Origin of the sequence: Streptomyces sp. NBC_01013 (genome assembly GCF_045162765.1) — a bacterium.
Lineage (GTDB): Bacteria > Actinomycetota > Actinomycetes > Streptomycetales > Streptomycetaceae > Streptomyces.
Map to the genome: position 1 here is coordinate 7771474 of NZ_CP108687.1, position 17923 is coordinate 7789396.

The following is a 17923-nucleotide window of genomic DNA, read 5'->3' on the forward strand; positions in this document are numbered from 1 at the left end:
GAAGACGGGCGCGTATTATGTCGCAACTGACGTGCCCCAATGCAGGATTGGGAATTCATGGCATCAAATGCGTCCGGTGGGTTCGTCTCCACGCTGGCCACCAACAAGGACCGGTTCCGCAAGACCCTGATCTCGGACCAGGTGTACGAGCTGCTCCGCCAGGCGGTCGTCGAGGGTGACCTGGCGCCGAACGACCGCGTGGTCGAATCCGAGATCGCGCGGCGGCTCGGCGTGAGCCAGGCCCCGGTGCGCGAGGCGGTCAAGAGGCTGGCCCGTGAGGGCCTGTTCATGCACGTACCGCGACGCGGCCACTTCGTCGTCGAGATCTCCTCGCAGGACGCGGAGTACGCCCGGCAGGTGCGCGAGCCGCTGGAGAGCCTGGCCGCGCAACTGGCTGCGGAGCACATCACGGAGGAGCAGCTCGCCGAGCTCGACGCGCAGGTCGAGCGGATGCACCAGGCGGTCGGGACGAACGACGTCAGCAGTTTCCGCGACGCCGACATCGAGTTCCATACGCTCGTCAGCCAGTTCGCCGGGAATCCCTTCCTCGCCCGCATGTGGGAGGTCATCGAGCCGAGTCTGCGCACGCTGCGCGCCATCTCCGACCCGCTGTTCGACGGTGACCGGCGCGCGATGGCTGACGAACACGGGCGCCTGGTCGGTCTGTTGCGATCCAGGGAGCCCGCCAAAGCGGCCCAGGCGTTCGCCGACCACGCCGCCGGGCGCGGGCCCGTTCCCGATGCCCGGGAGACGAAGCAGCCGCGCAAGAAGGCCGCCGCGGCGAAACGGACGACTTCCAGGAAGACTGCGCCGACATCGGACTGAGCACATGATCCTGGGCCCGATCCGGAGCATCCGGATCGGGCCCAGGGTTGTGTCGCGTGCGCTCTACCGGCGGGCGCCCGCTGCCCACCGGGGTGCGCCGAACTGGTAGGCGCCCAGGCTGGGGGCCGCATCCGTGGAGCCGTCGTTGATCCCCGGCAGCGCGATCGCCTGATTGCGTGCGGGGGAGCCGGCAGTGAGCCGGTAGTCGTGGTTCGTCGCGTCGACGAACAGCGGATCGGTCTCCGCGGGGAGGTTGTTGGAGATGACGAGTCCACCGTCGGTGGCCCCGCTCAGGCCCCGGATCATTCCGAGGTTGTTGTAGATCCTGGTTCCGGTGGACTGTCCCGGTTCCTTCACGTAGAACAGCGTCATTCCGCCGGTGTTGTTGTAGACGCCGTTGTCGTGCGATCCGGTCCCCAGGCCGTTGAGCATCACCGTCCCCTCGCGGTTGCCCCAGCCCACGTTGTTCGCGATCACGAGATCGCTCTGGCCGTTGTCCGCGTAGACCCCCGAGATGCCGAACGTGGTGGAGACCGTGGCCGGCGCCGGGTCGTGCAGCACGTTGTGGTCGATGGACGTGCCCATCATCCAGGCGCTGCAACAGGTGTAGATCGCGGCGACGTCGAGGCTCAGCCGGGCGTACCCGGAGATGTCGTTGTACGCGATCAGGTCCTTGCCCGGGGTGAGGCCGGCGACCTCGTTCCACTGCAGGTTGATACCGCTGCGGCCGACCCGGGAGATCGTGTTGTGCGTGACCGTCTGGCTGTTGCCCTGTACGGCGACGCCCGCCGCGTAGGTGCCCATGTAGTCGACGTCGTGGATCACGTTGTCCGTAGCGGTGTTGTTCTGTCCGCGCAGCGCGATGCCGTTTCCGGCGCTCAGTGAGAGGTCGCTGTTCACGACCTTGTTGGAGGTGCCGTCGAGGACGATGCCGCTGTCGCCGACACCCCGCGTCACCGTACTGCCGCAGTCGGTCGCGCCCCGGGTGATGTCCGTGTAGTGCGAGAGGTACTGGCCGTTGATGCCGTCCAGAGTGACGCCCGTGCTGGAGGGGCCCGTCGTGATGGTGGTGGCGAACAGACCGATACCGTCGATCGTCGTGTGGGAGGCGTTGGTCAGGTCGAAGCCGAGGGTGCGCCGCTTCGCCTCGACGGTGTGGGTGCCCGGGTCGTCGGTGCCGTACACGTACAGGCGCTTTGCGGCCGGATCGTAGAACCACTCGCCCGGGTGGGCGAGTTCGCCGATCTTCCCGGAGAGGGCGTAGCGGGTCTCCTTCGGCACGACCTTGTGGACGCACGGCGGTGCCGCGTCCAGCGTCACCGAGCCGACGGCGGAGCTCTTGACCGTGGTGGTGGCCGAGACGTACCAGTAACCGGTGAGGGCGCGCGCGCCGTCCCAGTACCCGGCCGGGCGGGTCAGATCCGCGTCGGCGACGGTGGCGTCCGCACTGCCCCCACCGGCGTACTGGAGTGTGGGTGCGAGGAGGTCGAGCCCGGGATAGGGCCACTGGGCCTCGACGCCCATCCTCTTGTCCGTGAACACCTGCACGGTGGTCACGTCCTGGCCGAGGTCGACGTTCGCGCTGTATATGTGCCCGTCGGCCACCGCCTGGCTGAACTGTGAGTCCGCGGCGAACGGGTCGGTCGCGGCGATCTCGGTGACGTCGTCGGCGGTGACCGGCGCGAAGCCGCCGATCCTCGACGCACCGCTCACCGTCACCGTCGCGCCCGGCGCGGCGCGGTAGGTGATGGGCAGTTCGGCGTTGCCGGAACGTGCCGGCACCACGGTCTCCTCGTAAGTGCCGGACAGGACCAGGCATGTATCGCCCGGCACCATCACGTCGGCGCACTTCTGGATGTGCCGGAACGGGGACTTGTCGCTCTTCCCGTCCGCCTGGTCATGGCCGGACGGAGCCACGTAATAGGTCGTTCCAGCCTGTGACTTGACGGGATGAGCGGCGGCGGGGTGGCCGACCGCCACCATGGCCAACGACGCGAGCAGGGCGGCTGCGGACCACGGTCCCGTGCGGGACCGTGGTTTGCGACTTCTCAGCACTCGGTGGTCCTTTCTCTACTCCCGGCTCTGTGCCGGACGGGGAATGACGAGCCCGGTCAGCCCTTCACGGCGCCCACGGTGAGACCGCTGATGATGTGGCGCTGCATGTAGATGAAGAAGATGACGACGGGCGCGATGGCGAGCAGAAGGTTGGGGAACACCTTCGTCAGGTCGGTCGAGTACTGGCTGATGCCGGCGTAGACCGCCGTGGTGACCGTGTAGTGCCCGGAGGACGGGCTGAGCAGGATTTGCGGGGAGATGAAGTCGTTCCAGATGCCGATCGAGTTGAGGATGAGCACGGTGACGACCGCGGGACGCATCAGCGGGAAGATGATGGACCAGAACGTCCGGTAGCGGCCCGCGCCGTCGATCGTCGCCGCGTTGTCGATGTCCACCGGGATGGTGCGGATGAAGCCGACGAACAGGAAGATGCTCACCGGCAGCGTGGAGGCCACATCGTGCGCGACCAGGCCGGTCACGGTGTTGGCCAGGCCGATCTCGCGCAGCACGTAGATCACCGGGATGATCACCGCGGCGCCGGGGATGAAGGTGCCGGCCAGGAAGTACAGCAGGACCAGCTGCGTACGCCGCTTGAGGCTGCGCGCGATCGCGTACGCGGCGGGACCCGCGAGCAGGATGCACAGCACGTCGACGAGCACGACGAGGAACAGCGTGAAGCCGTAACCGTCGATGACGTTGAACTGCGGGCTGCTGATCGCGGCTGACATGTGCTCGAACGTCAGACCGCCCAGCGGGATGGAGAAGGGGTTGTCGAGGATGTCCTGCTGCGACTTGAAGGCGTTCACCACGAGCAGGTACATCGGCACGATCATGACGAAGAAGAGCACACCGAGCAGGGCCCACCGCACAGGCGATCGGCGCTCCTTGCGCTCCGGGTCGCGCGGTTCGCCACGCTTGGCCGGCGCGGTCTTCGACCTGTCGCGGACCTCTGCTTCCAGTACGACCACCAACGGCTCCTGACTAACGTGTCGCTGCTTGGTCCTGGCGGTTGCGCAGCGCGGTCACCAGGAGGGCGAGCACTGCGGACACCACCATCAGGAACACCGCCTGCGCGGTCGCGTATCCGACCTTGGTGCCCTCGAAGGACCGGGCGAGAATGAGGTAGGTGAATGTCTGCGTCGACCCGGCCGGACCGCCGCCGGTGAGGCTGACCACGATGTCGTAGGCCCGGATGAGGCCCACGAGGTTCAGCACCGTCGCCACGGTCACCACGGGAGCGATCATGGGGATCACGATGCGCAGATTGATCTGCCGTGTGGAGGCGCCATCGATCGCCGCAGCCTCGAGCAGCTCGGCGGGGACCGTCTGCAGGGCGGCCACGAACAGGACGACGTTGAAGCCGAACCCGGCCCACACGATCACGGCGATCAGCGAGACCAGCGCGAACTGCTCGTCGAAGAGGAACCCGAGGGGCTCGACTCCGAACTTGGCGAGTGTGTTGTTGATGGCGCCGTTGGTACCCAGGATCGCGGCCCACAGGTACCCGAGGATCAGAGCGCTGATGACGTGCGGAAAATAGGCGACGGCCCGGAAGAAGGAGTTCGCACGCGAACGGCCCTTGAGCGCAAGTGCGTACACGAGTCCCAGGCCCACCATGAGAACCGTGCCGGCCGCCGCGACCAGTGCGGTCACATACCAGGCGTCCGACGAACTCGGGTCGTCGAAAAGGTGCTTGTAGTTGTCGAGACCGGTGAACGTGGCGGTGGAGAAGCCGTCCCAGTCGGTCAGGCTGAGATAGACCGCGACTCCCACCGGCACGACGGTCATCACCGTATAGAGGAGGACGGCAGGCCCCATCATTCCGAGGGAAACGGCCGACTCCCACAGCCGGGCCCGGCGCCGCGCCCGATGGTTCAGCCCCGCCTTCAACTCTGCGAGTTCCACCACTTGTCCAATCCGTCGGCTGCGTCCGCGGGGGACGAGCCTGTGTACAGGGACTGGATCTGCTTGTTGAGCTCGTCGCTGAAGCCTGCGATCGGCTGGCTCGCACCGGACTTCACGAGCACCGACGGCGCCTTGTCCAGAATCTGCTGCACGGAGGTGCCGAGACTGGACATCGGGTACGTGAAGCCCTCGCGCAGGTTGCCGTCGGAGGCGAGCTGGCTCTTGATGGCCTCCGGGTCGGTGGTGGCCCACTTCACGAACTTGATCGCCTCGGCCTTGTGGCGCGACTTGTTGACCACGACGTACGGGTTCGAGATGTTGCCGAACTGGCCCGACGGGTGGGCGCCGTCGGTCGGCATGGTGAACACACCGATGTCGTCGCTCTTCTTGGCGGCGTCGGCAGCGGGAACGAAGAACGATCCCATGATGTACATCGCGGACTTGCCGTTCAGGAAGGCCGTCTGGCCGTCCGCGTACGTGAGACCGAGGGCGCTCTTCTCCAGGTAGCCCTCGTCGATCCAGCTCTTGTAGCGGTTGAGGTAGGGCAGGTAGCCGCTCTTCGCGAAGGAGGCCTTGCCGCTGGTGCGCTTGACCGTCCACTCGGGGTCGGCGGTCAGCACACCCGCATCGGCCATCATCGAGAACTGCGCCCCCGTGACCCACTGACCTGCAGTCTGCAGCGGCTCGTAGCCCGCCTTCTTCAACTGTGCCATGGCAGAAGTGAACTGATCCATCGTCCGTATCTCTGCCGGGTCGAGTCCTGCCTTCTCGAAGGCGGCCTTGTTGTAGAAGACGAGCGACTGGATCTGCTCACCCACACCGACCACGTAGTGCTTGCCGTCGATGGCGTACTGGTCGGTCAGCGGGGTCTTGGCGGTCCAGGGCTGATCGGACAGGTCGGTGAAGAGTGAAGCGGTCTCGGCGGTGGGCGTGATCTGCTGGGCGACATCCGGCGGATCGCCGGCTGCCAGGTCCTGCCTCAGCTTCGCGTCCGCCGAGATGGTGCCGGTCAGTTCGAGCTTGACCGTCACGCCGGGGTGAGCTTTCTCGTACGCGGCGAAGAGATCGTTCCAGTACTTCTCCGTCAGGTTCGGGGTGATGTTCACGATGACGCGGAGGGTCGTGCCCTCCGAGGCCTGGTCGGACCCGCCCCCGCAGGCGACGGCCGATGCCATCACCAGGGGAGCCACGGCGAGCCCGCAGGTGCGGCGCCACATTGCTTTCATCGGGACACGCTCCGTTGCGTAGTCGTGAATAATCGATAGCTGTTCGTCGGCCCGCGGCGTTCCTGGGGGAGCGGTGGCGGGAGGGGGCTGCGGGCGGTCGAGGTGCCTGCCGCCCGCAGGAGTGTGTGAGGTGATGGAGGCGGGGCGGGGCCTTCGCCTCCATCACACCTATCGTCTATCGATTGTTGATGCTAAAGCCGGCTCGTTGCTTCTTCAAGGGTGCTGCCGCAACAACCTCAGCGTTCTGGCCGTCGCGTTCGGTCCGGCTGCGCCCTCCGGTGGCGGTGTTCATCTCGGTTGCACCGGGCCGGAGTTCGTGGAGCGCGTCCCGGTACCGGCCCCACCTCCCTGCGAGGTTCACTCCTCCTCGACCAGCTCCAGTTCGATCACCGGGAGCAGTACATCGGGCCGGGCGATCGGCAGGGTCAGGGTCAGGGTCCCCGCCGGCTGGCTCGGCGGCGCGAGGTTGTTGTGTTCGTGACGCGCGCCGTCCGCCTCGTGGAAGCGGATCTCGGAACCGTCATGCAGGAGCTGGGCGTAGTGCACGCGCCCGGCCAGGCCGGGAAGGTGAAGGTGTGTGAGCGGCCACGCCGGCAGGTGCAGATAGAGGCGGTTGCCGGACTGGGTGTACAGGCCCTGCGAGGGCGGCTCGAACGTGCTGGGCCCCGCGTCGCGCACGGATCGCGCGTGCAGGTCGGTCCACTCACCGATCGCCCGGAGCGTGGAGTGGGCTGTGGGGTCCAGGGCGCCGCGGCCGTTGGGCCCGACGTTCAGGATGAGGTTGCCGCCGCATGCGACGGACTGCACCAGCATCCGGACGAGGAGCGCGGGGTCCTTGTAGTCGTGGTTGTCGCGGTCGTACCCCCACGAGCCGTTGAGCGTGTGGCAGGCCTCCCACACCACCCGCTCGCCACCGCGCTCCAGCGGCCGGTCGGGCTGGTACTGCTCGGGTGTGACGTAGTCGCCGGGTATGCCGAGCCGGTCGTTGACGAGGATGTCCGGCTGCAGCTCCTTCACGACGGCCAGGAGCCGCTCCGCCCCCCAGGCCTCGGGGCCCTTCTCCGGATAGGTGAAGTCGAAGAAGAGGGTGTCGATCCGGCCGTACTCCGTCAGGAGTTCGCGTATCTGCCCCTCCATGTAAGCCCGGTAGCGCTCCATGTCGCGGGTCTTCCGCTGCGCCTCGGTTCCTCGCAGGGGGTGGTGCTCGTCGAGCGTGAAGTCGGGATGCTGCCAGTCGAGCAGTGAGTAGTACAGCCCGACACGCAGCCCCTCTGCGCGCATCGCGTCCACGAACTCGCGGACCAGGTCGCGGCCTGTCGCACGCACCGAGGTGTAGTCGGTCAGCGCCGAGTCGAACAGGCAGAAGCCGTCGTGGTGCTTGGCCGTCAGGACCGCGTACCGCATGCCCGACTCCCGTGTTGTGCACGCGAGTTGACGGGCATCGAACAGGTCGGGATCGAAGCGGTGCAGGTAACGGTCGTATTCCTGCTGGGACATGGCCTCCCGGCTCCGTACCCACTCGTGACGCGCAGCGAGGCTGTACAGGCCGAAGTGGACGAAGAGTCCGAAGCGTGCCGCCTCGAACCATCCGGTGGAGTCGGTGGTGTCGGCGGAATCTGTAGCGGCACCACTCATGGAAGCCTCCTGACGCATTGACAGCACTAATCGATTGGCTGTTATCTACCATCGATAGGCGATGATGTCACTGGCGTTGCGTGCGACGAGCGCGCGGAGAGGCACGTGCATGCACCCGATTGCGGACCAGGAAGCGGCGTCGGCGGAGGGGACCCTCATCAAGTCGACAGGGGACTGCCGCATCAGCGGGACGGAGGCGAGTCCGGCCTACGAAGCGGTGCGAGCCCCGGTCCACACCTCCACCTACCTACGGCCAACCCCGCAGATGGTGGACGCGCTCAAGGATGTGAGCGCGGCGACGGCCTGCGCGAAGCTGCATCAGGTGGGCATCACCCGGACGTTCATCGACGGTCCGGTGCCGCTGCACCGCGAGCCGGACGTCAAGGTCACCGGCGGCGCCGTGACGCTGCAGTTCCTGCCGCAGCGGGAAGACGTCTTCAACGGCGCGGAGCAGGAGGACATCGAGCGCAAGACCCCGCTGTGGGGGGTCCTCGAATCCATCCGGCCCGGTGACGTGCTGGTCATCTCGGCCCATGGCAGTCACTTCACCGGTTGCCTCGGCGACATGCTCGTGCGCTATTTCAAACTGCGCGGCGGAGCCGGGATCGTGGTGGACGGACGGGTGCGGGACGCGGCCCGGGTGCGCGCGCTCGGGGTGCCCATCTGGTGCACCGGCGTCACCCCGCACTATGCCTCGCAGACCGACCTGTTCCCGTCGGCCTTCAACGTGCCTGTCGGTGTCGGCGGCACTCTGGTGACGCCCGGCGACCTGATCGTCGCCGACGAGGACGGCGCCGTCGTCGTACCGCAGCGGAACGCGATCCCGCTCGCTGAGGACTCCCTCCTCCATCAGGACAGGGAGGCGTTCGCCCGCCGCCGCCTCGACGAGGGCGGGCTGCTGTCGGACTACTACCCGCTCACCGGTGAGAGCATGACGGAGTACCTGGCGAGCCGGTCCGCCACCTGAACCGCGGAACCGACATGTCCGCGGCGGACCGGCTGGACGGCGCCCCGGACGCGAGCGGCTTCCACGGCTCACGCCGGCCGGTCCATGTCACGTCCCGAGCTCGCAGTCGGCCGGACGGTCGCCGGCGGTGCGCCGGTCGCTGGCCTGGGAGCTCTCACCCGTGGTCGGGCGTTGCCGCGTCGAAGGCGAGGGCGGGGTCTCCCGGGGCAGGCGCGCACGCAGGGCGCCCACGAGGTCCTCGGCCCGGGAGAGCTGGATGCGGAGCCTGGTGACCTGTTCCGCGGCGGCGTGCTCGTACTCCCGTACGCGGTCCAGCAGGCCCTGGCGTTCGCCGGCGTCCAGGTCCTCGCCCGCGTCGAGCCGGTCCGTCGCATCGAGCAGGTCACGCATCTGATCAAGGGTGAAACCGAGCGGCTTCATCCGGCGGATGACCATGAGCCGCTGGACATCGCTCTCGGTATAGAGCCGAAAGCCTCCCTGGGAGCGGGCGGAAGGGACGACGAGCCCCGTCTCCTCGTAATGGCGAATGGTGCGCAGGGACAGCTCGGTCCGCGCGGCGACCTCGCCGATCTGCATGTGCTTGTCGTCCACGCCCGGTAGCCCTGTGTCCTTCTCCTCGTGGCGGGCCGCATGCTGCCCGATGGCGACCCACACCTCTACTCTAACGTTAGGGTAGAGTTGCCGTTGGTGGGGGCGGCCTGTCTGCCCATGCCTTCCGTTCCGGGGCCGATGGCGCCCCCGGCGAAGATCCGATGTCCTGCAGGAGCGAGCGTGCGTGAGCCCGCGGTGCTGACGGCCGCCACCTGCCCGCCGTGACTTCTCGCCCCCGGACGTGAGCTTCCCGGCCCCGTGCCCGCGCTCCGTCCCTGCCCCTCTGGCTCCGGCCCGTCGGGGCCGCCCGCGGGGTGCCGGCCCGGCCCTCCGCGCCTTTTCCGCATGCCCCCGGCCTGTCAGCGGGGTCTGCCCGACACGACAGGTACTCACCTCCTTGTCTTCTTCCGTCATGACGCCCGCCGCTGCTCTGCGCGGTATGAAGCCCGACTGGCTGTCCGACCCGAAGGTCTGGCGTACCGAGGCTCTGGCCGGTCTCGTGGTCGGCCTCGCGCTGATCCCCGAGGCCATCTCGTTCTCGATCATCGCGGGCGTCGATCCGGCGATCGGCCTGTTCGCCTCGTTCACCATGGCTGTGGTCATCTCGGTCGTGGGGGGCCGTCGTGCCATGATCTCGGCCGCCACGGGTGCCGTCGCACTCGTGATCGCACCGTTGAACCGGGAACACGGCCTGGGTTACCTGGTCGCCGCTGTCATCCTGGCCGGGATCTTCCAGGTCGCGCTCGGCGCGCTGGGCGTGGCGAAGCTCATGCGGTTCGTGCCCCGATCGGTGATGGTCGGCTTCGTCAACGCTCTGGCGATCCTGATCTTCATGGCGCAGGTGCCCGAGATGCACGACGTCCCCTGGGCGGTGTACCCGATGATCATCGGCGGCCTGGCACTGATGGTGTTCTTCCCGAGGATCACCAGGGTCATCCCGGCCCCGTTGGTCTCCATCGTCATCCTCACCGTCATCACGGTTGCGGCGGGGATCGCGGTGCCGACCGTGGGCGACAAGGGCGCTCTCCCGTCGTCGCTGCCGGTGCCCGGCCTGCCGGACGTTCCGTTCACCCTGGACACCCTGACCACGATCGCCCCCTACGCACTCGCGATGGCGCTGGTCGGGCTGATGGAGTCGCTGATGACCGCCAAACTGGTCGACGAGATCACCGACACCCATTCGTCCAAGACCCGTGAGTCCATCGGTCAGGGCGTCGCCAACATCGTCACCGGGTTCTTCGGCGGCATGGGCGGCTGCGCGATGATCGGCCAGACGATGATCAACGTGAAGGTCTCCGGCGCCCGCACCCGCCTTTCCACGTTCCTCGCCGGTTCCTTCCTGATGGTGCTGTGCATCGTCTTCGGGCCGGTGGTCTCCGACATCCCCATGGCAGCCCTGGTCGCCGTCATGGTCATGGTGTCGTTCGCGACCTTCGACTGGCACTCCATCGCCCCCAAGACCCTCAAGCGGATGCCCGCGGGTGAGATCGCCGTCATGGTCGTCACCGTGGCTGTGGTGGTCGCCACGCACAATCTCGCCATCGGTGTCGTCGTCGGTTCCCTCACCGCGATGGTCATCTTCGCCAAGCGCGTCGCCCGCCTCGCCGACGTCACCGCGGTCACCGACCCCGACGGCGCCGGCGTGGTGTACTCCGTGCACGGCGAGCTGTTCTTCGCCTCTTCCAACGACCTCGTCGGCAGGTTCGACTACGCCGGCGACCCCCACCGGGTGGTCATCGACCTGTCTGCCGCCCACATCTGGGACGCTTCTTCCGTGGCCGCCCTCGATGCCATCGAGACCAAGTACGCCCAGCGCGGCAAGACCGTCGAGATCATCGGCCTCAACGCGCCCAGTGCCGATCTCCACGGAAAGCTCACCGGAGAACTCACCAGCCACTGACCCCCCGCCCGGGGCTGTCCCGTCGCTGGGGCGAGGCGGGGCCGGCGGCCGTCGCCGCGCCCAGCGCCGCGCTGCGACGAGCATGGGAGCCGCCGGAGCCCTTCGCCTGCCGCGGGTGAGGTGCAGCCGGGAGCCGCGGCGTCACGGCCCGCCGGGGCGGCCCGAGACGGTGAAGAGCGCGCCACTGGGGTCACGGATGATGTAGGCGTCCTTCGAACAGCCCGGTGGCGGAGGGGAGGGCGAGGCCTCGCCTCCCGCCACGACAGCCGCCGCCGCGGTGGCCCGGCTGTCCGCCACGTGGAAGTCCACTACCCACCTCGGCCGCATCTTCGGGTCCGGGGCGGATTCGACGCTTCCACCCCACAAGGTGGCGACGGTGTGTCCGGCCACCTGGACCACGACGTGGTCCTGTGCGTAGTCCACCGTGCAGCCCCCGCTCGGCTTCGTCCAGTCGAAGACCTCGGCGTAGAAGATCGCCGCTTCGAAGGCATGACGCGTCATGAGATCCAGACGAGCGGGCGCGCTGCCCTGTCCCACCGCCCAGGCGAGGGCCGGCCCCTCCCAGAAGCCGAAAGCGGCTCCGTCGCGGTCTGCGGCGAGGGCGGCACGCCCTCCCCCCAGCCGCGCGGGCCCGACAGCGAGGGTTGCCCCGCGCTCCCTCACACGGTCGGCCGTCTCGTCGGCGTCGGCCACGGCGAAGTACGGCGTCCAGCGCGAGGCCAGGCCACTGTCGTGGCAGTACCCCAACCCTGCGACGGGTTCGCCGTCCGCCACGGCGAGCGAGAAGTCGCTTCCGAGGGAGCTGTCGAGGAATTCCCACCCCATCACCTGCGCGTAGAACGACCGGGCCGCGTGAGGATCGGGCGTCACAAGGCTCACCCAGCAGGGTGCGCCGGTCACCGGCATTGTCGTTCCGAGGGCCGGCATCGAGAACTCCTCATGGTGGAAGGTGACATCCGGCTATCCGGCTGCGACCCGTCGGCCGCTCGGCGGTGGCGTCGCGGCCGAGCCGGAATGTCCTCGGCGCCACGTCCGCGCATGGAGCGTGCGGACCGAGCCAACCAGTCCCAGGTGTACCCGGGCGGACGCCTTGCGCGGCACCGGACCCGGTTCTCACCTTCCCGGCCCAATGACAGCGGCAGGGGCGGAGGCGGCGCACTGAGGGCCCCCGGGCCGTCCTCGCCTTCGTTGCCGCAGCGGCCCGACCGCCTCCTGTCCACTTCAACTGTGCACATGGCCGCAGGGCTGCGCACCCAGGCCGCGCCCCGGACACCGCACATTCCTCATGCGGGGCACGAAGCGGCGCCGGGATGTCCGGTGCCGGACCGGGGCGGTCACCCGAGCGGCTTGGCCCAGGGGCGCACTTGCGTTCCGGATGTCATGTTTCGGATGAGCACACGGGGGTGGGCGAAGACCGGCATGTGCCTGACGGTCGTCGCCGAATTCCCTTCGTCGTCTTGTCGAGAAATGGCCCTGATGATGTCTGCTCGCGTTCCCCGCACCTCTGAGACCGGCGACACAAGCCCCTTGCCCGAGACTGAGCTCTCCGCTGCACAGCCCCCCATCGACGAGCCCAGGGCGGCATGGGCGGTCGGCACGGTCATGGCGGTGACTCCGTGCTCGGCTCGGGATGCCCGGCGGGTACTGGCGGCCGCGGCGAAGGCGGCGGGCATCACGTCGGCCGAGGTGGCTGCGGCCATGGCCGCCGACTCACGCGGCGTCCCGATGCCGACGCGCGTGGAGCGAGCGCTGCACCGGGCCGTCGCCACGGCCCGCACCGTGTCGCCCCGCACCGCCTGCATCGGACTGATGCCGAGCCATGCCCGGACCGCGGAGGTTCTGGCGGAGTTCCGTGACTGCCAGTCCCGGCTGACCGCTGCGCCGTCCGACATGCGGGCGAGGCAGGCACTGGACGACGCCGCGTACACGTTGTGCGTGCTGCTGGGCAGAACCGGCGTGCACGATGCGGTGCTGGCGGCGGAACAGCACCTCACCAGTCCTTAGCCGGTTCGGCGGACCAGGGGCAGTCCTTGGTGGATCACCGCTCCGGCCCGCCCTCGGCCGCCGCGCCCGCGGAAGGGGCGAGCCGTCGCACAGGGCCGCGAGCTCCGTTCTGCCGGCGATCCGCAGAGACCGGCCCCGGGCAGTCACCCCTCCCACCCCCGCGTCGTACTGGTGTGATGCGTACCTACGTGTCGGCTGCCCTTTTCCGGTCTTGCCCGGTCCGCCCCTCCGGTGAGCCGGATCTGCCCTGGCTCGGCGCGCCGGTCGCGGCTGCGGTCGGGTTGTTCTCGGCCGAGCGTTGGCGGGCGAGGGCGAGGCCGGTCATCGTCGTGATCGCCATCGCGGCGACGCCGACCAGCGCTGCCGTGGTGTAGGCGCCGTCGCTCGGGAAGAGGTGGCCGGTCTTCGTGCCCGCGGCCAGGACCAGGCCGCCGATGGCACTGCCCAGGGAGTACCCGACGCTGCGGACGACGTAGTTGAAGCTCATGGCACTCGACGTCTCACTCTTGGGGGTGGCGGCCAGGATGACGCCGGGCATGGCTGCCGAGAAGCTGCCGACACCGAAGCCCAGCACGCCCATGGCCACGAACAGTTCGGCGAGGTTCGACCGGGCCGCCGCGAAGAGGACGAATCCGCAGCCGACGACCACGGCGCTGCCGGCCAGGAGCGAGGGCGCGGCGATCCGCATCCGAATCCGGGGCGTGAGCTTGCCGGCGACGAACCCCAGCACGGAGAACGGAACGAGGACCAACCCCGCGACCAAGGTGGTCAGCCCGAAGCCGTAGCCGGCGCTGCGCGGCGTCTGCGCATACCGGGTGATCAGCGTAAGCAGGAGGTACATGCCGATCCCGCCCACGAACATGGCGATGTTCGCCCCGGCGACCGCCGGATGCCGCACTGCCCGGACATCGATCAGCGGCGTCCTGCTGCGCAGCTCGAAGGCGGTCCAGGCGCAGAGCAGGAGCACGGCGGCGATGGCGAGACCCGCCGCCACGGCGAGATGATGGCTCCAGAGACTCGTCTCGCTTGCGAGGAACAGGACGAGGAACAGTCCACCCGCCAGGACGAGCGCGCCCGCCACGTCCACGTGGCCGGAGCGGCCTTCCGGAGCTTCGGGTATGGAGCGCCACGCGGTCAGGAAGGCGCCAGTGGTGACGCACAGACCGAGGCCGTAGGCGGCCCGCACTCCGCCGTACTGGGCGAGCAGCCCGGCGATCGGGTACCCGACGCCGGCCCCGATGACCGAGACCACCGATATCAGGGCGATCGTGGCCGCGCTGCGGTCCTCGGGAAGATGGTCGCGGGCCACGCCCATCATCAGCGGGGTCAGACCGAGCCCGACGCCCTGTGCCGCCCTGCCGATCAGCAGCCAGCCGAACGGCAGCGGGAGCACGGTGAGCGCACTGCCGGCGACAACGACCGCCAGCGTGGCGAGAATCGTGGCCCGGCGGTGTGGACCGGCTCCGAGCCGGCCGAGCACGGGTGTGGCGACGGCACCGCTCAGCAGCGCGATGGTCAGCGTCCACTGCGCGCTGTCGAGTGAGACGTGGAACGTCGTCGCCACGCTGGTGATGAGCGGCGTCCCGAGACTGGCGACGGCCGCCACGACGAGGGCGACGAACATCAGGGAGGGGACCAGCAGCTTCGCCTCCGAGCGCTCCCGGTTCGTGGTCATCGGCTGGTCCCGGCCGTGACCCGCTCGAACAGGCAAGGACGTATGCCAGTCCGGACCGTTCGCGCCCACGGCTCGTCCGGCTCCGCGACCTGAAGCGCGGGGCTGTTGCCGAGCAGCATCCCGAAGGCCGGTAACGCCTTGATCGTCACCGGGGCGGGCCCGGTGGTCCCGACGGCCGTCTCCCGCATCCGGGCGGAGCCACCGTCGGAGTGCGCAGCGGCCCCGTCGAGTGAGTACCCCGTCACTGCTTCGGCCCTTCTCGATCTTGGCTGTCGAGCGCTGCCAGATGCCTCAGCGCCGGAAGCGCCGCCACCAGGGCCTCGGCCTCGTCGTCGGTGAGTTCGTCGATCAACCCCGCATAGGCGCGGACGCCCGCCCGGCGTCGGGCCCGGACGTAAGACGCGCCGGCCTCGGTCAGGCACACCAGAGTGACCCGCTTGTCGGACGCGTCGCCTCTCCGCTCGACCAGCCCTGATTCCTCCATCACCCGGACCAGGACGGTCATCGCGGGCTGGGTGACACCCTCGATCGCGGCCAGATCGGTGACCCGGCGCGGGCCGGTGCTGTCCAGGGTGGCCAGGGTGGCAGCGGACGTGAGGCTCATGTCCCGCGGAAGACGCCTCACGGCCCTGGTGGCCAGCCCGTAGAGGGCTGACCCGATCGCAGTGGAAGCGCCACGAGCGGCGCCTTGACGGCTCATACCAAAAGCATACAGCGTTTATATGAATGTTTTATGTAACTCTGCGAACCCGAGCTCCGCACTCGTCACTGCAGGGACCCGGCGTGTTTGAGGGTCGTCCGGTTCAGTTCTCTCCGGCTCGGCGCCGTCCGACAGCCGGTCGGGCCGACGTCGTCCGGGAATGAGTACTGACCTCTGCCCGCCCACGACTCCCCTGCCTCATGAACACACCTGGCGGCATGGACGGATGGCTGTGTCGCGCCGGGAACACCGGGCGGCATGGACGGAGGGCTGTCGCGCCAGGAACACCGGGATGCGAGCTCGCTCGACGGCGAGGGGCACGCCTTCCGAGCGGTCGGCAGCCGCGCGACTGCTGTACCGAGTCGGTAGCGTGGTCAGAACAACGACAGCCGGACGCGCGGAGGCCGATTACGCGGCCTCGGTGCGCCGGGAACGTCGCTGCACGCCCATCATCGGGAAGGGGCGCCGCTCATGTGCAGATGGCTGGCCTATTCCGGCACCAGTGTCGTGCTCGCTGATCTTCTCTACAAGCCGGAGCACTCGCTCATCGATCAGAGCCTGCACTCGCGCATGGGTGTGGAGACGACCAACGGTGACGGATACGGCGTAGGGTGGTACGGCTCCGAGAGGGACACACCGGCGGTCATCCGGGACACTGGCCCAGCCTGGAACGACCGCAATCTGCGGGAGCTCGCCGACCACATACGCTCGCCGCTGTTCTTCGCGCATGTGCGGGCGTCCACGGGCTCGGCGATTCAGCAGACCAACTGCCACCCCTTCCGGCGCGGGCGCTGGATGTGGATGCACAACGGAGCCGTGACCGACTTCCACCGCCTGCGGCGCTCCCTCTCGCTCGCCGTGGACCCGGCGTTGTTCGCCGCGCTGGAGGGATCCACGGACTCGGAGGTGATGTTCTACCTCGCGATCACCTTCGGTCTCGACCAGGACGTGCCGGGCGCCGTGGCGCGCATGGCCGGATTGATCGAACGCCTCGGGCACGAGGCAGGAGTGGAGTATCCGCTCCAGATGACGGTGGCGGTTTCCGACGGCGAACGGCTCTGGGCCTTCCGCTACTCGAGTCTGCGCGCGTCCAGATCGCTGTACTGCAGCGCGGGGGCCGAGACCGTACGGGCCCTGCACCCGGGCCAGGAGTTCCTGAGGGGGGTGTCCGAGGGCACCCGGCTGGTGGTCTCGGAGCCGCTGGGCGGCCTGCCCGGTGAGTGGGACGAGGTGCCGGAGAGCAGCTACGGAGTCATCCAGCCGGGCACGGACGACTTCCTGCCGTTCGTGCCCGAACCCGTCTAGGGCCTGTTCCGAAAGTAGCGCCGTCCGCTCGGAGGGCAGGCGGGATTTTCGAAACACGCCCCAGCGCCCGACCCCCAGGAGAGTTCGGGTCGGCGCGCGCCGCCGAACCGCGCACGTCGTCCCCCGTATCAGGTGCCGGACAGGCCGGGGACGGCGAGTGCCGCGTCGATCTCCCGGACGAACGGCTCCAGATCGTCCGGGTTCCGGGAGGTGATGAGCGTCCAGCCGCCCGCATCGTCCGTGACGACCGGCTGATCGGTCCAATCGCCACCCGCGTTCCGGATGTCGGTCCGGAGCGAGGCGTAGGAGGTGAGCCGTTTGCCCGCGACCGCTCCGGCCTCCACCAGGACCCAGGGCCCGTGGCAGATGGCCGCGACGGGGCGGCCGGATGAGGTGAAAGCGCGCACGATGCGGCTCGCGGAGCTCTGCGTGCGCAGCGTGTCGGCGTTCAGCGTCCCTCCCGGGACGAGCAGAAGGTCGTACCCGGCCGGATCGACGTCGTCCAGCTTGAGGTCCGGGTGCAGGGACCTGCCGGGTTCCTTGTCGCCGACGAGGGTCTCGACCGCGTCCGTCGTCACGGCTGCCACATCCACCTGGGCACCCCACCCTCGCAGGTGGTCGAGCGGGACGACCAGCTCGTCCTGCTCCACTCCGTAGTTGGTGACGATGGCCAGTACCTTCCGCTTGCTCACGTCGTGGTCGCTCATCAGCTGTCGTCCGTCCTGTCTGTGCGCTGCGCGCCCGGTCCCGCTGCTCGGGGACCGCGGCCTCTGGTTCCCCCCGCTGCTCCGATCCAGCTCTTCCGGGCCCGCAGCCTCTGCTTCCCCTCGTGGCAACGGTCAATCCCACGGCCCGTCCGGTCCCCCGGCAGCCTGCGGCCGTCCCGGGGTGCGCGCAACTGCGCATCACTCGGACGGCGCAACGGCGTGGCGGGAGAGCGGGGGCGGAGCGTCCCGCACGGTGGCGACGCGCGATCTGGCCGGGCGACGCCGCGCGGGTGGACCCTTCACCCGCCTGCCCGTCCCGACGGGCTGCACCGCCCTCGGCAGTGTGCGCCCATGGTGGGAGGAGTCACGGCGCGCCGGCGGCGGGCACCGGCTGATTGATGTGCCGAGCCCGGGGTAACCGGGGGCGG

Annotated in this window: 14 protein-coding genes and 1 pseudogene; 5 read left to right on the top strand and 10 right to left on the bottom strand. The window is 68.9% G+C overall.

The features are described from left to right. Positions 1 to 57: 57 nt before the first annotated feature. The gene (locus OG538_RS33720; RefSeq protein ID WP_406099355.1) at positions 58 to 825 is read left to right on the top strand and encodes a GntR family transcriptional regulator; all 768 of its coding nucleotides are present in this window, start codon (positions 58 to 60) and stop codon (positions 823 to 825) included. 63 nt (positions 826 to 888) lie between these two features. On the opposite strand, the gene OG538_RS33725 is transcribed toward OG538_RS33720, so the two are convergent. The 5 genes from OG538_RS33725 to OG538_RS33745 form a co-directional block, all read right to left on the bottom strand. Continuing rightward, positions 889 to 2880, bottom strand: coding sequence for a right-handed parallel beta-helix repeat-containing protein (locus tag OG538_RS33725; RefSeq protein ID WP_406099357.1), 1992 nt, complete (start codon positions 2878 to 2880; stop codon positions 889 to 891). Positions 2881 to 2936: 56 nt separating this feature from the next. Next, positions 2937 to 3848: a carbohydrate ABC transporter permease gene (locus tag OG538_RS33730; protein WP_406099359.1), complete on the bottom strand. Its 912-nt coding sequence runs from the start codon at positions 3846 to 3848 to the stop codon at positions 2937 to 2939. 13 nt (positions 3849 to 3861) lie between these two features. Beyond that, the gene (locus OG538_RS33735; RefSeq protein WP_406099360.1) at positions 3862 to 4788 is read right to left on the bottom strand and encodes a carbohydrate ABC transporter permease; all 927 of its coding nucleotides are present in this window, start codon (positions 4786 to 4788) and stop codon (positions 3862 to 3864) included. Beyond that, the gene (locus OG538_RS33740) at positions 4767 to 6011 is read right to left on the bottom strand and encodes an ABC transporter substrate-binding protein (RefSeq protein ID WP_406099362.1); all 1245 of its coding nucleotides are present in this window, start codon (positions 6009 to 6011) and stop codon (positions 4767 to 4769) included. The genes OG538_RS33735 and OG538_RS33740 overlap by 22 nt, the downstream gene beginning before the upstream one ends. Before the next feature lie 357 nt (positions 6012 to 6368). Then, entirely contained in the window at positions 6369 to 7646 is a 1278-nt protein-coding gene (locus OG538_RS33745; protein ID WP_406099364.1) for an alpha-L-fucosidase, read from the bottom strand. A 109-nt stretch (positions 7647 to 7755) separates the two neighbouring features. Here OG538_RS33745 and OG538_RS33750 point away from each other — a divergent pair, with 109 nt between their 5' ends. Then, positions 7756 to 8613, top strand: coding sequence for a ribonuclease activity regulator RraA (locus tag OG538_RS33750; protein WP_406099366.1), 858 nt, complete (start codon positions 7756 to 7758; stop codon positions 8611 to 8613). Between the two features lie 186 nt (positions 8614 to 8799). Here the strand turns inward: OG538_RS33750 and OG538_RS33755 are convergent. Beyond that, positions 8800 to 9204, bottom strand: a pseudogene (locus tag OG538_RS33755) (MerR family transcriptional regulator); the annotation flags it as partial. Between the two features lie 412 nt (positions 9205 to 9616). Between OG538_RS33755 and OG538_RS33760 the strand changes: the two are divergent. Continuing rightward, positions 9617 to 11104, top strand: coding sequence for a SulP family inorganic anion transporter (locus tag OG538_RS33760; RefSeq protein WP_406099368.1), 1488 nt, complete (start codon positions 9617 to 9619; stop codon positions 11102 to 11104). A 141-nt stretch (positions 11105 to 11245) separates the two neighbouring features. Here OG538_RS33760 and OG538_RS33765 read toward each other — a convergent pair whose 3' ends face one another. Beyond that, on the bottom strand, positions 11246 to 12031 hold the full coding sequence (locus OG538_RS33765) for a VOC family protein (RefSeq protein WP_406099370.1): 786 nt from the start codon (positions 12029 to 12031) through the stop codon (positions 11246 to 11248). Between the two features lie 600 nt (positions 12032 to 12631). Here OG538_RS33765 and OG538_RS33770 point away from each other — a divergent pair. Further along, the gene (locus OG538_RS33770; protein WP_406099372.1) at positions 12632 to 13108 is read left to right on the top strand and encodes a DUF5133 domain-containing protein; all 477 of its coding nucleotides are present in this window, start codon (positions 12632 to 12634) and stop codon (positions 13106 to 13108) included. A gap of 184 nt (positions 13109 to 13292) precedes the next feature. On the opposite strand, the gene OG538_RS33775 is transcribed toward OG538_RS33770, so the two are convergent. Together OG538_RS33775 and OG538_RS33780 are read right to left on the bottom strand one after the other, a co-directional pair. Beyond that, positions 13293 to 14783, bottom strand: coding sequence for an MFS transporter (locus OG538_RS33775; RefSeq protein WP_406099374.1), 1491 nt, complete (start codon positions 14781 to 14783; stop codon positions 13293 to 13295). A gap of 241 nt (positions 14784 to 15024) precedes the next feature. Then, the gene (locus tag OG538_RS33780) at positions 15025 to 15387 is read right to left on the bottom strand and encodes a MarR family winged helix-turn-helix transcriptional regulator (RefSeq protein ID WP_406099376.1); all 363 of its coding nucleotides are present in this window, start codon (positions 15385 to 15387) and stop codon (positions 15025 to 15027) included. Positions 15388 to 15954: 567 nt separating this feature from the next. On the opposite strand from OG538_RS33780, the gene OG538_RS33785 reads away from it, so the two are divergent. Then, a complete protein-coding gene (locus OG538_RS33785) occupies positions 15955 to 16788 on the top strand; it encodes a class II glutamine amidotransferase (RefSeq protein WP_406099377.1) in 834 nt (277 codons plus the stop codon). Positions 16789 to 16916: 128 nt separating this feature from the next. Here OG538_RS33785 and OG538_RS33790 read toward each other — a convergent pair whose 3' ends face one another. Then, positions 16917 to 17495: a type 1 glutamine amidotransferase domain-containing protein gene (locus OG538_RS33790; RefSeq protein WP_406099378.1), complete on the bottom strand. Its 579-nt coding sequence runs from the start codon at positions 17493 to 17495 to the stop codon at positions 16917 to 16919. Between the last annotated feature and the right edge of the window lie 428 nt (positions 17496 to 17923).

Coding starts and splice junctions, on each gene's coding strand:
- OG538_RS33720 (WP_406099355.1), top strand. CDS start 58: ATGGCATCAAATGCGTCCGGTGGGTTCGTCTCCACGCTGGCCACCAAC.
- OG538_RS33740 (WP_406099362.1), bottom strand. CDS start 6,011: ATGAAAGCAATGTGGCGCCGCACCTGCGGGCTCGCCGTGGCTCCCCTG.
- OG538_RS33745 (WP_406099364.1), bottom strand. CDS start 7,646: ATGAGTGGTGCCGCTACAGATTCCGCCGACACCACCGACTCCACCGGA.
- OG538_RS33750 (WP_406099366.1), top strand. CDS start 7,756: ATGCACCCGATTGCGGACCAGGAAGCGGCGTCGGCGGAGGGGACCCTC.
- OG538_RS33760 (WP_406099368.1), top strand. CDS start 9,617: ATGACGCCCGCCGCTGCTCTGCGCGGTATGAAGCCCGACTGGCTGTCC.
- OG538_RS33765 (WP_406099370.1), bottom strand. CDS start 12,031: ATGCCGGCCCTCGGAACGACAATGCCGGTGACCGGCGCACCCTGCTGG.
- OG538_RS33775 (WP_406099374.1), bottom strand. CDS start 14,783: ATGACCACGAACCGGGAGCGCTCGGAGGCGAAGCTGCTGGTCCCCTCC.
- OG538_RS33780 (WP_406099376.1), bottom strand. CDS start 15,387: ATGAGCCTCACGTCCGCTGCCACCCTGGCCACCCTGGACAGCACCGGC.
- OG538_RS33785 (WP_406099377.1), top strand. CDS start 15,955: ATGTGCAGATGGCTGGCCTATTCCGGCACCAGTGTCGTGCTCGCTGAT.
- OG538_RS33790 (WP_406099378.1), bottom strand. CDS start 17,495: ATGAGCGACCACGACGTGAGCAAGCGGAAGGTACTGGCCATCGTCACC.